Raw genomic sequence first — 16,517 nt, 5'->3', positions numbered from 1 at the left:
GGACGGTCGTGGTGCTCAGGTACTTCCACGACCTCTCGGACGACGAGATCGCGGCCGACCTGGACATCTCGCCGTCGACGGTGCGCTCCCAGCTCGCCCGGGGGATCGAGAAGCTCGGAAGCCAGTTCCCCGCACTCTCCCACCCTTCACCACGGCAGCACACGGAAGGAATCCGATGACTTCGTACGGCGACGCACGGTCTTCCGGCTGCACACCTTTTCGAACAGGAACTGATGAACGCCATGAACCGTTACGCGAACTCCGCCGAGGCGCCCGACTTCGACGCGCCCCGGATCGTGCGCCGCACCCGGCGCAGGCGGGCCGTCGGCATCGGCGCCGTCGCCGCCGCCCTCCTCGTGGCGGGCGGGGGAACCGCTCTGGCCACCTCGGTCGCGGGCGGCTCGCACTCGGCGGCGAGCAGCACGGTCACCAAGAGCGACGCCACCACCCTGCTGTTCGACGACCACGGCGTGACCATCCCGATGGACTTCTCGCGCCTGGACCTGGTGCTCGCCAAGCAGGCGCTCCTGAAGACGCAGACGAAGCTGGGCACCGTCACCAAGAAGGCCGTCAAGAACTGCAAGCCCGGTTCGGTGGTAGGTGTGGACCCGCACACCCCGAAGATCGTCAAGTCCGGCGACACGGTCAACCTGACCCTGTGCGCCGACTGATCTGACACCATCCGCTTGTCGATCACGTGGATGACCTGGTCGAACTGGGTTCCTGATCGGGAGATCGCGCGAGGTTTGGCGCACTGCAGCAGAATGCACAGTTCGGCAACGCGGCAGACCAACCGGAGCGCACCCCGAGCTATGTCTCCGACAAGACGGAGGCGGAGTGACGGGTCGTGCGGGCGGTGCTGCCCGTTCCGGCCTGGCTGGAGGGGCGGGGCGGGCGGAGGGCTACGGCCACCGTGTGATGCTCGACGCGGTCCACCACGTCGTGGACAACGGCGTTCAAATGGGCCAACCTGCCCGGGGACTTCGCGCCGTATCGGCGCGTGCCGCCTTCGCCCGCCGATGGCAGGCCACGGGGCTGCTCGCCGAACTCCACGACCAGCTGCGGGACAGAGTCCGCCAGAAGCACGGCCGGATCCAGGATCCAATGGCCGCGATCGCGGACTCTCAGTCCGCGCGGGCAGCGGCGAACATCCCGCGTCCCACCTCCGGGTGGGACGCGGGAAGAAGGTGGGCGGCCGCAAGCGGCACCTGGTGGTGGACTGAGCGCATGTCTTCCCGGCCCGCTGCAGACTCCAGCACCGACAAGATCCGCTGACAATCCGGCGAGGGTCTGCGCCAACACGCCCGTCTGCCGCCGGGGCACCATCGAACCCGCCACGGCGCTTCCCGCGGGCTCCGCGACCACGCAAGGCGGCCCGGCCAGCACCTCGGTCACTGTCCCCCGGGCGTCCACCAGCCGCTGAGGCGCGCGTTCACCGTCTCCGGCAGCGCCACCCAACTCGCGCCGCTGGAGCACGAGTTCCTCACCGCGAGCCTGCGGACGCGGGGCGCCGAACAGCGCGCGGCGGCCCGCACGACCCGTCGACTGCGCTCTCTGAGCGCGGCGTTGGCCGCCCTGCTCGTGATGGCGCTCACCGCCGCCGGGCTGGCGTTCACCCAGCGCCAGAGCGCGGTCGACGCGCAGCGCACGGCGTTGTCGCGGCAACTCGCCGCCCAGTCCGCGGGGTTGCTGGACACCAATCCCGACCTGGCCTCGTTGCTCGCGGTCCAGTCGTATCGGATGAGCCCCACCGCCGAGGCTGTGACCAGCCTCTACACGGCAGCCGCCCTGCCGCTGCGCCAGCGCCTCACCGGACACAGCGCCCAGGTGTGGACGGTGACGTTCAGCCCGGACGGGCACACCCTGGCCACCGCGAGCGACGACGAGACCATCCGGCTGTGGGACACGGCCACCGGTAGGGCCAGGGCCACGCTCGCCGGTCACGGCGGTGCCCAGGCGGCGGTGGCCTTCGCTCCCGACGGCCGGACGCCGGCCGCCGGCGGGGAGAGCGGCGTTCAGCTCTGGGATGTGGCCACGGGCACGATCCGGGCCAGGTTCCCCGGCCACGGCCAGGTGTTGGCGGTGGCGTTTGTCCCTGGCGAGGGCCGCACCGAGATCTCCCTGAAGCAGCCGGGCCCGCCGTTGCACGACGACGCGACTGCTGAGCAGCTCCGCGAGCTGATCACGAGGGGCGCCCTGGGCGGTCTCGTCTTCAACACGGACGATGCCTGGGGGCTGTACGAGACCCTCAAAGCCCGCGGCGTCACCGACGTCACTCAGGAGCCCACCGACCACTTCTATGGCACCGACATGGGCTTGCGGGACCCGTTCGGCAACGCCATCCGGATCGTCGAGCAGGGGAACGTCCCCCCGGAGACGACGGCCTGACCGTTGCGCCTCCTGCCCCAGAACGAGTTCGGCCGCAGCCTTGGGCATGCGACCTTCGATGAGACCGCTCACCCTTCACCGCAACGTGACAGTGAGTCGGCTCAACCGGGTCACGTTGCCGTGACCCGATCCCCTCGGCCCCCTGCACCTGGGCCGCCAGGACCGTAGCTGCCCTGCATGGCCACTGCATCCCGGTTTCGCCCTTTCGGGGTGTTGTTGATGTTGTCGGCGTGATCTCCAGGCTCATCGCCTCGCGCACGTGCCTCGTCCGCAGCGGGCTGCCGGACGCGGCGAACACCGTCATGATCGGCTGGTAGGCCGGATGGTCCCGCAGCTTCTGGGCCGGCGGCGCGGGCGGTGCCGGATCGGGCGGCTCCAGCAGCGTCTCGCGGGTGATCCGGACCTCCTCGGCGGCCCGGCCGAGCTCGTCCAGCCGTGTGGTCAGCCGCGCGACCTGCTCCCTCGTCGCCTCGGCCTGCGCGGCGCTCTCCCGTTCCCGTTCCTCCCGTCGCGCCAGCATCGCTCCGAGGGTCAGCTCCCCGCCGGTCATGCGCTCAAGATCCCGTAGGCGCGCTCCACGATCCACCGCTTCGGATACGGCACGAACCCGGCCTGGGCCGGGTTGCGCTCGACGATCTCCACCTCGATGCCCACCGTCCCCCCCCGTGCGCGACGACGGCGTTCTTGAAGCCCTGGTCGACCAGGGCTTCTCCACGCTGTGGGTGTCGGCGGCGACCCTGTCCAGCAGCGCGATGAAGGCGGCGGCGTCGTGCACGGACGCGGCGAGCACCACCACCGCGATCGCCAGGCCCAACACGTCAACGGCAAGGCCGCGCTTGCGGCCGGTACCTTCTTGCCGCATCACGCCCCGTCGACTCCGCGGGCACCCCGGCCGCCGCGTGCACGCTCTGCTTGCCGATGTCCCCGAACGCGCCTATCCGCGCGACCTCAAAGTTCCTGCTCGTCGTGGCACCACTGAACGTCCCGGGCGCGACGGGCTCGCCCGTGAACCCCGTCGCCGCCCTGTGACAACCGACCAGTCCGGTTACCGTGCGTGGGAGATCTTACGAACCGTGACTCATGTCCCTGATGCCCGTATCCTCGTCAATATCAGATACTTCCGAAATGTGGACTATCTAAGGTGTGAGCGAGGCTGAGCGTGGTTCGGTCCGGCGGCGAACCCATACCCACGGGGCGTGTGACAGAGGGCACGGGACCCGCCCGTTTCCGTGAACGGTTCTTGCAGGGCGAGCCGGTCGCGGCGGGTGTGCGCACGTCGATCCTGAATTCCTGGCAGCGGTGCCGGTCCATGGGACTGTCGCCGGACCAGTCCGACCTTCCGTTCCGGGAGGATTTCGATCCGGACGCCCGGCTCGTCCACGCGGCCGTGCCCGTGCTCGACCGGCTGCAGCTCCGGTTCGCCGGCAGCGCGATGAACATCTCCGTTGCCGACGCGAGCGGGACGGTGCTCCTGCGGCGTTTCGGAGAGACGTCGCTGGCCCGACGTCTCCCGGCTATTCAGAGCGTTCCAGGGTTCGTGTTCGCCGAGCAGGTCGCCGGTACCAACGGCATCGGTCTCGCCCTGGCGGAGCGGCAACTCATCCGGGTCTACGGTGCCGAGCACTTCGCCGAGCGCTCCCAGGGCAGCGCCTGCCGCGCGCTTCCCCTCCGCGACCCGCTCAACGGCCGCATCGAGGGGGTCCTGTGCTTCGGTTATCCGCGCAGCGCCGAGGATCCAGAGCTGGACATCGTGATACGCAGGGCGGCCGCGGCCGTCGAGCGGCGGCTGCTGGGGCAGAGTTCCGCGCGTGAGCACGCTCTGCTGCGGGCGTACCAGGACACCGCGGCCGAAGCCGCCGCCGGCCTTTACCGCAGCATCGGCGTGGACGAACTGGCCCTCGAACTGCATCCCCGTGACCGGGCGATCATCATGGAACAGGCCGCCGAACTGATCTCCCGCGCGCAGCGGGCCGCGGTCGCCGTGTCCCTGCCCGACGGCCGGCAGGTCACGCTCGTGAGCCGACCGGTGACCAGCGCCTCCGGAGTGGAGGGCATCGCCATCGAGGCCGTCCTCCCCGCCGCCTCGCAGCGCGCGCCCTTCACTGTGCCGCACTGGGTCGACGCGCCGCCGGGCCTCCCCGCCGAGCTGGCCGTCGCCCTCGCCCCCCTGGCGTCCGGGGCCGTTCCCGGCGTCGTGGCGCCCGGGCATCTCTCCGTCACGGTACCCGGCCAGGTCGCCGTGGGCGGCGAGGGCGTCACCACCGCCGACGTCGACGGCGCGACGGACGGTCGCCTCGACTCGCCGCTTCCCACGAGAGGGCTCGTGATGGTGGGGGAGCCGCACGTGGGGATGTACGCCTTGGCCGCGCGACGCCGCCTGGAGCTGCTGTCCGAGGCCAGTACCCGCATAGGCACCACCCTGGACGTGCGCCGCACCGCCGAGGAACTCGCCGAGACGGCGGTGGCGCGACTGGCCGACTTCGTCACCATCGATCTGTCCGAGCCTGTACTGCGTGGCGAGGAGTCCGCCGATCCCGGCGGTGACCTGCGCCGCACGGTGGTCCACGGCATCCGCGACGACTGTCCCTTCCGCCCTGTGGGCAAACAGGTCGACTACGGCCCGAACACGCCTCAGCTGCGGTGTCTGACCAGCGGGGAGGCGGCGCTGGAGCCGGACCTGAGGGCCGCCGCGGGCTGGCTGGGGCAGGACCCCGAGCACACCGAACAGCTGCTGAGCCACGTCCACTCCCTCATCGCGGTGCCCCTGGTCGCCCGCGGTGTCGTCCTGGGCGTTGCCACTTTCTACCGCTCGCAGGACCCCGCCCCCTTCGGGGACGACGACCGCTCGCTGGCCCAGGAACTCGCCACCCGCGCCGCGCTGTCCATCGACAACGCCCGGCGCTACACGCGCGAACGCACCATGGTCCTGGCCCTGCAGCGCAGCCTGCTCCCGCACGGTCTGCCCGACCAGGACGCCGTCGAGGTCGCCCATCGCTACCTGCCCGCCGAATCCGACGTCGGCGGCGACTGGTACGACGTCATCCCGCTGTCCGGCACCCGCATCGGCCTCTTCGTCGGCGACGTCGTCGGCCACGGCATGCTCTCCGCCGCCACGATGGGCCAGCTGCGTACCGCCGCACGCAGCTTCGCCGAACTCGACTTTCCCCCGGACGAAGTGCTCACCCACCTCGACAACCTCGTGGGGCGCCTGGACCGGGAGGACCCCGCTTCCGACGGCGTCGGCACCATCGGCGCGACGTGTCTGTACGCCGTCTACGACCCGACCTCGCAGCAGTGCACCATGGCCCGCGCCGGACACCCCCCGCCCGCGCTGGTCCACCCCGACGGCACCGTGTCGCTCCCCGACCTGCCCGCCGGCCCCCCGCTCGGCCTCGGGGGCCTGCCCTTCGAAACCGCCGAGATCCACCTTCCGGAAGACAGCCAACTGGTCCTGTACACCGACGGACTCATCGAGGACCGGCACCGCGACATCGACGTCGTCCTCGACCAGCTGCGCGGGGCCCTGGCCCACCATCCAGAACGCACGCCAGAGGACACCTGTCAGGCGATCCTGGACACCGTGGCCCCCGCCCATCCCTGCGACGACATCGCCCTGCTCGTGGCCCGCACGCACGCCCTCGACCCGGATCGGATCGCCACCTGGGACCTGCCCGCCGACCCGGCACTCGTCAGCGAGGTCCGCGCCTCCGCCACCCGGCAGATGGCCGACTGGGGGCTCGACGAGGCCGCGTTCGCCGCGGAACTGATGCTCAGCGAGCTGGTCACCAACGCCATCCGCCACGGTGCCGGGCCCATCAGGGTACGGCTGCTCCACGGCCGCACCCTGATCTGCGAGGTCTCCGACACCAGCAACACCGCTCCGCACCTGCGCCGGGCGGCCACCACCGACGAGGGCGGCCGCGGCCTCTTCCTCGTCGCGCAGCTGTCACAGAGCTGGGGTACCCGCTACACCCCGGAGGGCAAGGTCATCTGGGCCGAATGCGGGCTCGACGGCGCGTGAGACCCGAGCGCGGCGTTGAGCCGTTGGGGGCACGAGAGACAGCAAATGTCTGATATCTGGTCATGTGTCCGGATAGCATCGCTCATGACAGTCGGGAACAACTCGCCAGGCCGATCACCGGAGATGTCCGTGGAACCTCTGGTCCGCGTCCGCGGGCTCGCCAAGCGGTTCGGCGGGACCCTCGCGCTGGCCGGGGTCGACCTGGACGTCCACGCCGGCAGCGTCCTCGCCCTGCTCGGTCCCAACGGAGCCGGAAAGTCGACGCTCATCAAGGTGCTCGCCGGCGTCCACCACGCCGACACAGGGCGGATCACGGTGGACGGGCACCCGCTCGGGAGTCATGCCGCTTCCCGCAGCATGTCCTTCATCCACCAGGATCTCGCTCTGGTGGAGTGGATGACGGTCGCCGAGAACATCGCCCTGAGCGCCGGGTATCCGCGGCGCGCCGGACTGATCTCCTGGCGGCGGACCCGAGACCGCTGCGCCGAGGCCCTGCGCATCGTCGCCGGACATCTCGATCCCGACGCACCGATCGCCCGGCTCGCCCCGGCAGAGCGTTCACTGGTCGCCATCGCACGAGCGCTGGCGACCCGGGCCAAGCTCATCGTCCTCGACGAGCCGACCGCCCGCCTTCCCGCCGCGGACTGCGCCCGGCTGTTTCGTGTCCTGCACACACTGCGCGACCGGGGGCACGGCATCCTCTACGTGAGCCACCGTCTCGACGAGGTCTACGAGGTCGCCGACACTTTCGCCGTCCTGCGCGACGGCCGTCTCGTCAGCCACGGCGCACTGAAGGGCCGGAGCCCTGCCCGTCTGGTGCAGGACATCGTCGGCGAGGAGCTGACCGGCCGCCACCGGGCCACGGCGCCTGTCCCCGGCCCGGTCGTCCTGACCCTCGACGGCGTACGGACGGCCGGCGCGGGACCGGTCAGCCTGGAGCTCAGGGCCGGGGAAGCCCTGGGCCTGGTCGGCCTCTCGGGCGCCGGACACAGGGACCTGGGCCGAGCCCTCGCCGGTTCCCTGCCCCTCCTCGAAGGACGTGCCCTTCTCGGCGGCCGCCCGTACAGTCCCCGTACGGTCGCCCAGGCCGTCGGACGCGGTGTCGCCTTCGTGCCCGGCGACAGACAGCAGGAGGGCTGCCTCGCCGAACTGACCGTACGGGAGAACTTCCTGGCCAACCCCCGGGCGGGAGGCCTGCCGACGCTGCACTGGATCAGCCCCCGCCGCGAACGTGCCGAGGCCGCCACCCTGATCGAACGGTTCACGGTGCGCCCCCGCGACAGCGAAGCCCCCATCGCCACACTGTCCGGCGGAAACCAGCAGAAGGTCATGATCGGCCGGTGGCTCCGGGTGGGCCTGCGGCTACTCATCCTCGAGGAGCCGACCGCGAGCGTGGATGTCGGCGCCAAGACCGCGGTCCACCGCCTGCTCGACGAGGCACTGGCCGACGGCCTTGCGGTCCTGCTCATCTCCACCGACTTCCAGGAGGTCGTGGACGTATGCCGGCGCGCGCTGGTCTTCGCCCGCGGGTCCGTGACGGCCGAGCTGAGCGGTCCGGCCCTCACCGTCGTCGGGCTCACCCGCGCGGCGTCCGCCATGCCCCCCTCCGGAACCGCGTCGAACCCGTGACCCCCTCGCCCCGGCCGCGACCGCATCGACAGGGCCGACCGAACCGACTCGGCCGACGAGGCAGGCCCGCTCTCCCGACCCGAGCGCCCGGCCCCGCTGGACACCTCATCGGTGCTTACGGCCTTCTGGCACTCACCGCCCTGCTCTTCCTGATCTTCTCCCTCACGCTGCCGCGCACCTTTCCCACCCGGGACACCGTCGACTCCATCCTCTCCAACCAGTCGATCCCCGCCGTTCTCGCGCTCGCCGCCATGGTCCCCATCGTGACCGGCGCCTTCGACCTCTCCATCGGCTACGGCCTCGGCCTGGCACACGTGATGGTGATGCAACTCGTCGTCAACGTCGGGTGGCCCTGGCCGCTCGCCTGTCTCACGGTGATCGGCGCAGGGGCGGTCGTCGGCGTCCTCAACGGCGTCATCGTCGAATTCGGCCGGATCGATTCCTTCATCGCCACTCTCGGGACCGGCAGCATGATGTACGCCATGACCGGCTGGATCACCGGCGGCGGCCGCATCGTCCCCGGCCCGCACGGCCTCCCGGCCGCCTTCACCGACATCTACGACTCGAAGTTCCTCGGCATTCCAGTCCCTGCCTACTACGTGCTCGCCCTCGCCGTCGCCCTCTGGCTGGTGCTGGAGAGGCTGCCGCTGGGCCGATATCTGTACGTCATCGGCTCGAACCCGCGCGCGGCCGACCTCGTCGGCATCCCGACCCGCAGGTACAGCGTCTACGCGTTCGCCGCGTCGGGGCTGATCGTCGGCTTCGCCGGTGTGCTCCTCGCCGCCCAGCAGGAAATCGGCAATCCGAGCGTCGGACTGGACTACCTGCTGCCCGCATTCGTCGGCGCCCTTCTCGGCTCCACCGCGATCAAACCCGGCCGCCCCAACGCGATGGGCACCCTCGTCGCGGTCGCCGTCCTCGCCGTCGGCCTCACCGGCATCAGCCAGATGGGCGCCGACTTCTGGACGGTCCCTCTGTTCTACGGCGCCACCCTGCTCATCGCCGTCGGCCTGGCCGGCTACTCCGCCCGCCGCCTGCGCACCGGCACCATCGCGGCCCGCGATGCGCCTGCCGCACCGCCGCAGCCGCCGTCCGCCCCCACGCAGAACGGTGGCGCACCGGGCGACCCTCCATAAACGTCGCCATGGGCACCACCTGAGAGCCTCCGGCCACATCCTCCCGCTCATCCCCGCGAGGAGCTCCCCGTGAACCGCAACCGCAAAGCCACCGTCGGCGTACTCAAGGCTCGGTCCATCGCCGCCGCCCTGCTGGCTGCGGCAACCGTCGTCGCCGGCTGCGAACAGGGCTCGTCAAGCGCCCCGGACGGCTCCACCACGGGACCGAGCGGCTGCCCCGCAGCCCAGGCAAGGGCCCACGCCGCCGTCAGACAGGCGGAGAAGACAGACGTTCCCTGGAACGGACCGACCAGCGGCCCCTCTGCGGTGTCCGGCAAGACCCTCGTCTACGTCGCCCAGACCATGACCAATCCCGGCGTCGCGGGCGCTGCGAAAGGCGTGAGCGCAGCCGCACGGGTCATCGGCTGGAATGTCCGGGTGATCGACGGCGACGGTACCCCCGCCGGCATCCAGGCGGCGATGAGCGAGGCCGTGGACCTCAAGCCCTCGGGCATCGTCATCGGCGGCTTCGACCCCGACTCGACCTCGCAGCAGGTCGCGCAGGCCAAGGCGGCGGGCATCCCGCTCGTCGGCTGGCACGCGGTCGCTGCCCCCGGTCCCAGTCGGCAGCCCAGACTCTTCACCAACGTCACCACCAGCGTCGAGGACGTGGCCGCAATCAGCGCGCAATGGGTCATCTCGAACTCGGGAGGCCACGCCGGGGTCGTGGTCTTCACCGACGCCTCGATCCCCTTCGCCAAGAACAAGTCCGAACTCATCAGGAAGGAGCTCCTCACCTGTGCGGGCGTGAAGCTGCTGGCGTACGAGAACATCCCCATCCCGGACGCGAGCAGCCGCACCCCGCGGGAGGTCTCCTCGCTCCTCTCCCGCTTCCAGAGCAGGTGGACACACTCCGTCGCCATCAACGACCTCTACTTCGCCGATGCCGCCCCGGCCTTCCGCGCGGCCGGCAAGAAGGGTTCCGGCCCGCCCTTCAACATCGGCGCCGGAGACGGCGACCCCTCCGCCTTCCAGCGCATCAACAGCGAGCAGTACCAGGCCGCCACCGTGCCCGAGCCGCTGTCCCTACAGGGCTGGCAGATCGTCGACGAGTTCAACCGCGCTTTCTCCGGCCGTCCCGCCAGCGGATATGTAGCCCCCGTCCACATCACCACGGCCGCCAACAGCGACGGTGCCACCGCTTGGGACCCTTCGGGCTACCGGGAGGGGTACCGGAAGATCTGGGGTTCGTAACAGCGGCGCCGGCATCGAGCAGGCGCACCGCTTGCGTGGTTCATGGCGACTGGCCGAACTCAGCGCGTGGGGACGGTGGTTACGCCGCCGTCGCCGGTGTCGGGGTGTACTCGGTGAGCAGGAGTGCGATGTCGTCCGTCCTTTCGTGGGACCGGCAGGCATCCTGCAGCAGTCCGTCGGCCAGATCTTCCAGGCGGTCCCCGCCCATGCGGGCCAGTGAGGCCCGGAGCCTGCCGATGCCGGAACCGATGTCCGAGCCGCGCCTCTCGATGAGCCCGTCGGTGTACAGGGCGAGGATCGATCCGGGCGCGAGGCGCAGCTGCGACTCGGGATAGTCGGGCGTTGCCTCGACGCCGATCAGAGGGCCGCCCGGTACGTTCAGGATTTCGGTGTGTCCGTCGGGCAGTCGCAGCAGGGGCGGGCAGTGGCCCGCGCGGACGATGCGCACGACCCCCGAGCGGGGGTGGAGGAGGGCGTAGCAGCAGCTGGCGAGCAGCGCGGGGTCGAGGTCCATATGGAGCCGGTTGGTACTGGCGAGGACGTCGCTCGGTCGATGGCCGGCGGTGACGAAGGCCCGCATCGCGCTGCGGAGCTGGCCCATGGCGGCCGCGGCGGCCACGTTGTGTCCCTCGACGTCCCCGACGATCAACGCGACCTCGTCACCGACGGGGATGACGTCGTACCAATCGCCTCCGATGTCCATCCCACTGGTGCCCGGAACATAGCGCCCGGTGACGCGGAGGCCCGGCAGCGTGGGTAGCCGGTGGGGCAGCAGTGCGTTCTGCAGGCCGCGGGCCAGGGCGAATTCGGCGTCGTAGAGCCGGGCGCGTTCGAGAGCCTGGGCGATCAGGCCGCCCAGCGCGGTGAGAAGGCCGCGTTCCTCGTCGGGGAACCGGTGGACGTCGTCGAAGGCGAGCATGCAGGCGCCGACCGGGCGGTTGGAGGCGATCAGTGGCAGGAACGCCCAGGAGTTCGAGTGGCCGACCAGGATCCCGGGGTAGGTCTCGAGGAGCTCCTCCCGGGTCTCGACGAACAGCGGGGCCCCGGAGGTCAGCGCGTCCGTCACCGGCAGTCGGGTATGCAGCGGGGTTCCCTCGAAGCCGGCGAGGAAGCGCTTGGAGTAGCCGCGCTGCGCGAGCAGGTGCAGGCGCTGCTCCTCGACGACGGCGACCGCCAGCTTCTGGCCGCCGAAAGCGGGCAGTAGCTGGTCGGCGACGGCGTCGAACACCTCGTGCGCGGTGACCGCCTCGGTGAGGGCGCTGCCCAGCTGGAGCACGCGGTAGAGGGATCCCACGCGGGGGGCCGTGGGCGGGGGTGACAAGGAGACGGGAGGACCCTCCTCCGCGAGGAACGTCCCGGGTCCGGCCCCGTCGGGCAGCGGCTGCCTCACGGGTGCCGCCCATCCCGTCATGCCCTGCCCGCCGGGGTGCAGGGAGAAGACGAGCCACTCGTGGGGTGGGCGGCGGACCAGGAAGGAGACCGGTTGCTGGGAGATCACGGCGGCCCGGTAGCGGTCCTCGTACACGGGATCGGCCAGCCAGGGCAGCACGTCCCAGGGGCGTTGGCCGAGCAGTTCGTCCTGGCGGATCCGCAGCAGACTCTCGAGGCTGTGGTTTGCGTAGGTGACACGTCCGTCCGGGGAGAGCGCGAAGAAGCCGTCCGTGAGTCGCTCGAGCGCCGCCACAGCAGCCATGCCGCTTCCGGAATCGAGCACGGCACCGACCAGGTGGGACGCTGTCTGCGGGTCGTGCGGGCTCTCGGGCACCCGTCCCCACAGCTCGACGGTGCGAGGCCTTCCGCTGCCATCCCGGATGCTCACGCAGTGCGCGAGCACATGTCCCTCCTCGACCGCGGCACGCGCGGCTGACCGGAAGCCGGGCAGGTCCGCCGGTTCGATTCTGGCCGCCAGGGTGGCCACCCGTCCGTCGAACTCGCGGGGTGGAATCCCGAAAATCGAGCACAGCTCGTCGTCGGCCGTGAAGGCTCCGGTGTCGAGGTTCCAGTCGAACAGTCCCACCCGTATCGCCGGAGCGGAGGGCAGCGGGACCACCAGCGGAGCCGTCCGTTCGTCCCACTCGCCGAACAGTCGGTGTGCGCTCAGACCGGCGAGGGCGGTGCCCAGACGGTCGGCCGCGGAGCGCAGCTGTCGGCGCTGTGCCCTCGACAGCCCCGTCCGGTCGGGCCCGGGCGTCCACAACACGGCCATCGTTCCGAAAGTCCGCCCGCTCGCTGATACGGGCACCGAGGCAGAGCCGAACGGGTAGGGCACGGCGACCGAGAGCTGGGGGAAGCGCCGCATCGTCTCCTCCGCGTCGCTCAGGTGGACCATGCGCCCCGAGCGGTACGCCTCCGCCACCGGAATGCGGCTGTTCACCGGGATCCGACGCCAACCGCCCAGCAGGGAGGGCGGTGTCCCGCACGCCGCGGCCAGGAGGAGCGAGTGATGGTCGCCGGAGAGCAGGAACACACTTCCGGCATGCGCTCCGGTCACCTCCACGGCATCGACGACGGCGCTGACCAGCGCGTCGTCACGCTCGGGCGATTCGCCGACACGCGCGGCGCCGAACGGATACGAGCTCGATGCCACACCGTCGGCCGACACGTTGCCCTCGATCATCCATGAGGAATTTTCTCCATTTTAGGTTGGTTTGCGGCTTCTTGGGAGCGAGTGCCGGGCCGAAACCGGGGCGAGTGGTGATCGGCGGCGCGGGCCGACCGAAGGCGACGATGTCCAGCAGGGACTTCACATGAAGCGACCCTGGCGGCCGTCAGGCCGCCGGGGTCTTCGTGGTCACGGTGTCGCTCCGCTCTCCTCCACATCCCGCCCCTGGAGGCCACAACCGATCCTTTAACTTGAATCATCAAGTGATCTCACTTGACAGTTCAAGTTATTGAACTCTACTTTTAACTTGAAGCATCAAGTTAATCGGGCAAGAAGTGCTCACCCCCTGGAGCCAGAAATGCGCGCACTGAACGTTCCCGCTCCCGGACAGCCCCCGGAGATCTCCGAGCTGCCCGCTCCCTCCGTCGCCGAGGGGACCGTCCTGGTCAGGGTCAGGGCTGCCGGGCTCAACGCCCTCGACAACGCCCTCGCCGTGGGTGCCATGGCCGAGGTGATGTCCCATCAGTACCCGCTCGTGCTGGGCCGTGACGCGGCCGGTGTGGTGGAGGCGGTCGGTGCGGGTGTTGATCACGTCAAGCCTGGTGACGAGGTCTTCGGGCACATCCTGCTGGCGCCTCCCGTTCAGGCCGGAACCATCGCCGAGTACGCAGTGCTGCCTGCCGCCTCGGTTGCCGCCAAGCCTTCCGCCGTGGACTTCGTGACCGCCGCTGCCCTGCCGTTGGCCGGTGCCGCCGCCCTGGGGGCGGTTGACGGCATCGATCCCCAGCCGGGTCAGACCGTTCTCGTCATCGGAGCCGGTGGGGGTGTCGGGTCGTATGCCGTGCAGCTCATCGCGGCCCGTGGAGCCACCGTCATCGCCACCGCCGCTGCCGGTGACGCCGACCGGCTCAAGGCCCTCGGCGCCGCCACAGTCGTGGACTACACGACCGGGTCCGTGGCCGACCAGGTCCGTGCCGCCTGTCCCGAGGGGATCGACGCCCTCATCGATCTCGTTTCCTACGCAGTCGATTCCCTGCCCCTGGACCTCCTGGTCAAGGGCGGCAAGGTCGCGAGCACGCTCGGCGCCGCCGACGAGCAGACCCTCTCCGCCCTCGGCCTCGCGGGCGCCAACGTGATGGCCGCGCCCACCCGCGAGGTCATCGCCCCGCTGGCCCGGCAGGTCGCCGACGGCGCGCTCACCGTCGACGTCACCACCACCCTGCCCTTCGGTCGAGCCGTCGAAGGCCTCGCCACACTCGCCTCCGGCGCCGCGCGCGGCAAGATCGTCGTCACTTTCGACGACTGACCGCACTCCCGCGGAGGGTCCCTTCAGATCCTCGTACCCGACAACCCGTCAGCACTCTCGCGGCCGACGGCGTCTCAAGGAACCGACATGACCGGCACAGCCGAACGAATGCCCGCGATCTATGTGTCACACGGCGCCCCACTGCTGGCCGACGACCCGCTCTGGCCAGCCCAACTGGCCGAGTGGTCCGGTGAGTTGCCCAGGCCGAAGGCCATTTTGATGATCTCGGCACACTGGGAAGACGCGCCGCTCGCGATCGGCGCCACCACCACCGTCCCGTTGATCTACGACTTCTACGGCTTCCCCGAGCACTACTACCAGGTCACCTATCCCACCCCCGGAGCCCCGGAACTGGCGGACAGGGTCCGCAAGTTGCTGCACACCCCGGGCATGCCGACGCAGGACTTTCCCGAGCGAGGGCTCGATCATGGTGCGTACGTGCCTCTGAGGGAGATGTACCCCGACGCCGACATCCCGGTTCTCCAGATCTCCCTGCCCACGCTCGACCCGCGCCGGCTGGTGGACATGGGACGCAAGCTCGCTCCGCTGCGTGACGAGGGCGTGCTCATCATGGGCAGCGGATTCTTCACCCATAACTTCCGTGCCATGAACATGGAGAACCGAGTCCACTCCGCGATGGCCGAGTTCGACGCCTGGGGCAGTGAGGTCCTGGGCGCCCACGACATCGACGGCCTGCTGGACTTCGAGCGCAAGGCGCCGTCGAGTCGGCTCGCTCATCCGCGCAGCGACCACCTGGCGCCCCTGTTCGTAGCCCTCGGTGCCGGACACGACGAACTGGACACCCAGCGCAGTGTCATCGAGGGCTTCTGGCTGGGTATGGCCAAACGGTCCGTCCAGATCGGCTGATCGCCCCCCTCACACACAACGCCCAGGATTTTCCTCCTGGTTGGGGCAGGTGTCCTCAGCGCCGATCGCTTGGGTGATGCGGCGGCCGATGTCCCGCAGCTGCTTCTGCTGCGCCTTGGTCAGCGGGTCGAAGACCAGGCGCCGCACCTCGGCCACATGACCGGGCGCGGCTTCCACGACCTTCTGCCACCCATCGTCGGTGAGGAACGCGCGGGTGTAGCGCCCGTCGTCCGGATCCGGGGTGCGGTAGACCCACCCCCGCCGCTCCAGCCGTTTGACCACGTGGGACAGCCGGGAGAGCGACCCGTCGGCGAACAGGGCCAGTTCGCTCATCCGCAGGTTGTGCTCCGGCGACATCGAGAGCCCGGCCAGCACCTGGTACTCGAAGTGGGTGATGCCCTGGTCCCGCTGGAGCTGCGTGTCCAATGCGGCCGGAAGCCGCATCAGCGTACGGGCGAGGGCCAGCCAGGCGTCGTTCTCGTCGGTGTTCAGCCAGCGTGGCTCGTCGTCGCTCATAGGCCCAACGATAACTTGACGCATCAAGTCATATTCAACAGTTTTCATCCTTTGAATCACGGTTTTGATGGCAGGAGGAAAAATGGCAGATCTCACCCGCAGGGGACTGCTCGGGGCCGCAGCGATCGGTGTCCCGGCGCTGGCCGTCCCGGCACTCGCCACACCGGCGGTGGCTTCGTCCTCGTCGGGGCGTCAAAGGAGCGGATTCCAGCAGGAGTTGGAGAACACGAAGGACTTCCACATCGCGGACTTCGTCGCCTGGAACAACAAGGACATGGACATGCAGCGGCATTACCACGCCGCCGATGTCGTCGTGGAGTGGGGCGGGGTGCGCACCGAGGGCGTCGAGCCGCACATCGAGGCCATGCACCAGTTCCAAGTAGAAGCCCCCAACGCCCTTGTCGTCACCCACCAGCCCAATGTGGCGCGAGGTGACTGGACGGCCACCATTGGCGGCATCCCCGCCATGGGAGTCCGGATGGCGACCGTCGCCCAGTGGCAGGGCGGCCAGATCATCCGCGAAATCCTCTTCATGCGGGAACTGCCCGCCGAGGAAGCGCCGCGGCCGACCGTACGCCCCACGCTCATGCTCACCAATCCCGACAACGAAGACCTCAGGCGCGCCGCCGGCGTGTACCCGGGCTGGAGCTGCGCCATCCACGGCTCCGCCCTCGGCAGCCGGACGGTCTCCTTCACGAGACGGGAGAAGGGACTGATCGTCGAGCAGTACGTCTTCGCCGAATAGATGCCGTACGGCAGCCCCGGACGGTCATGCCACGAGCGATCCGGCGCCCGGGCCCGGACACGGCGTTTTCAACG

General features: G+C 70.0%; 15 protein-coding genes. 12 read left to right on the top strand and 3 right to left on the bottom strand.

The window, feature by feature from the left end; genetic code table 11:
* Positions 1 to 8 precede the first annotated feature (8 nt).
* From ACWC09_RS39955 to ACWC09_RS39945, 3 genes are all read left to right on the top strand, one after another.
* Entirely contained in the window at positions 9 to 179 is a 171-nt protein-coding gene (locus ACWC09_RS39955) for an RNA polymerase sigma factor (protein ID WP_450855967.1), read from the top strand.
* A 63-nt stretch (positions 180 to 242) separates the two neighbouring features.
* Positions 243 to 671 carry a hypothetical protein gene (locus ACWC09_RS39950; protein ID WP_450855965.1) on the top strand — a complete coding sequence of 143 codons (429 nt, stop codon included), beginning with the start codon at positions 243 to 245 and terminating at the stop codon, positions 669 to 671.
* Positions 672 to 837: 166 nt separating this feature from the next.
* Entirely contained in the window at positions 838 to 1,275 is a 438-nt protein-coding gene (locus ACWC09_RS39945) for a hypothetical protein (RefSeq protein WP_450855964.1), read from the top strand.
* A 116-nt stretch (positions 1,276 to 1,391) separates the two neighbouring features.
* Here ACWC09_RS39945 and ACWC09_RS39940 read toward each other — a convergent pair whose 3' ends face one another.
* Positions 1,392 to 1,595, bottom strand: coding sequence for a hypothetical protein (locus tag ACWC09_RS39940; RefSeq protein WP_450855963.1), 204 nt, complete (start codon positions 1,593 to 1,595; stop codon positions 1,392 to 1,394).
* On the opposite strand from ACWC09_RS39940, the gene ACWC09_RS39935 reads away from it, so the two are divergent.
* The 6 genes from ACWC09_RS39935 to ACWC09_RS39910 all read left to right on the top strand — a co-directional run bounded on the left by ACWC09_RS39935 (position 1,585) and on the right by ACWC09_RS39910 (position 10,407).
* Positions 1,585 to 2,388 carry a VOC family protein gene (locus ACWC09_RS39935; protein ID WP_450855962.1) on the top strand — a complete coding sequence of 268 codons (804 nt, stop codon included), beginning with the start codon at positions 1,585 to 1,587 and terminating at the stop codon, positions 2,386 to 2,388. The genes ACWC09_RS39940 and ACWC09_RS39935 overlap by 11 nt on opposite strands.
* 665 nt (positions 2,389 to 3,053) lie before the next feature.
* Entirely contained in the window at positions 3,054 to 3,545 is a 492-nt protein-coding gene (locus tag ACWC09_RS39930; protein ID WP_450855961.1) for a hypothetical protein, read from the top strand.
* A gap of 2 nt (positions 3,546 to 3,547) precedes the next feature.
* Complete coding sequence (locus tag ACWC09_RS39925; protein ID WP_450855960.1) at positions 3,548 to 6,409, top strand: SpoIIE family protein phosphatase; 2,862 nt, start codon at positions 3,548 to 3,550, stop codon at positions 6,407 to 6,409.
* Positions 6,410 to 6,532: 123 nt separating this feature from the next.
* Positions 6,533 to 8,038 (top strand): sugar ABC transporter ATP-binding protein, encoded by a 1,506-nt coding sequence (locus ACWC09_RS39920; protein WP_450855959.1) that lies wholly within the window; start codon positions 6,533 to 6,535, stop codon positions 8,036 to 8,038.
* The gene (locus ACWC09_RS39915) at positions 8,035 to 9,174 is read left to right on the top strand and encodes an ABC transporter permease (RefSeq protein WP_450855958.1); all 1,140 of its coding nucleotides are present in this window, start codon (positions 8,035 to 8,037) and stop codon (positions 9,172 to 9,174) included. Before ACWC09_RS39920 ends, ACWC09_RS39915 begins: the two co-directional genes overlap by 4 nt.
* A gap of 69 nt (positions 9,175 to 9,243) precedes the next feature.
* Positions 9,244 to 10,407, top strand: a complete 1,164-nt coding sequence (locus ACWC09_RS39910; RefSeq protein WP_450855957.1) for a substrate-binding domain-containing protein — start codon at positions 9,244 to 9,246, stop codon at positions 10,405 to 10,407.
* Positions 10,408 to 10,486: 79 nt separating this feature from the next.
* On the opposite strand, the gene ACWC09_RS39905 is transcribed toward ACWC09_RS39910, so the two are convergent.
* Complete coding sequence (locus tag ACWC09_RS39905) at positions 10,487 to 13,024, bottom strand: SpoIIE family protein phosphatase (RefSeq protein ID WP_450855956.1); 2,538 nt, start codon at positions 13,022 to 13,024, stop codon at positions 10,487 to 10,489.
* 343 nt (positions 13,025 to 13,367) lie between these two features.
* On the opposite strand from ACWC09_RS39905, the gene ACWC09_RS39900 reads away from it, so the two are divergent.
* Both ACWC09_RS39900 and ACWC09_RS39895 read left to right on the top strand, forming a co-directional pair.
* On the top strand, positions 13,368 to 14,315 hold the full coding sequence (locus ACWC09_RS39900; RefSeq protein ID WP_450855955.1) for an NADP-dependent oxidoreductase: 948 nt from the start codon (positions 13,368 to 13,370) through the stop codon (positions 14,313 to 14,315).
* 87 nt (positions 14,316 to 14,402) lie between these two features.
* Positions 14,403 to 15,182 (top strand): dioxygenase family protein, encoded by a 780-nt coding sequence (locus tag ACWC09_RS39895; RefSeq protein WP_450855954.1) that lies wholly within the window; start codon positions 14,403 to 14,405, stop codon positions 15,180 to 15,182.
* Positions 15,183 to 15,191: 9 nt separating this feature from the next.
* Here the strand turns inward: ACWC09_RS39895 and ACWC09_RS39890 are convergent, their stop codons facing one another.
* Positions 15,192 to 15,698, bottom strand: a complete 507-nt coding sequence (locus ACWC09_RS39890; protein ID WP_450855953.1) for a MarR family winged helix-turn-helix transcriptional regulator — start codon at positions 15,696 to 15,698, stop codon at positions 15,192 to 15,194.
* 82 nt (positions 15,699 to 15,780) lie between these two features.
* Between ACWC09_RS39890 and ACWC09_RS39885 the strand changes: the two genes are divergently transcribed.
* On the top strand, positions 15,781 to 16,443 hold the full coding sequence (locus ACWC09_RS39885) for a hypothetical protein (RefSeq protein ID WP_450855952.1): 663 nt from the start codon (positions 15,781 to 15,783) through the stop codon (positions 16,441 to 16,443).
* Positions 16,444 to 16,517: the final 74 nt, after the last annotated feature.

Source organism: Streptomyces sp. NPDC001617 (assembly GCF_053596855.1).
Note: the sequence above shows the minus strand (reverse complement) of the source record. Positions and strands in the feature narration are given on the sequence as shown.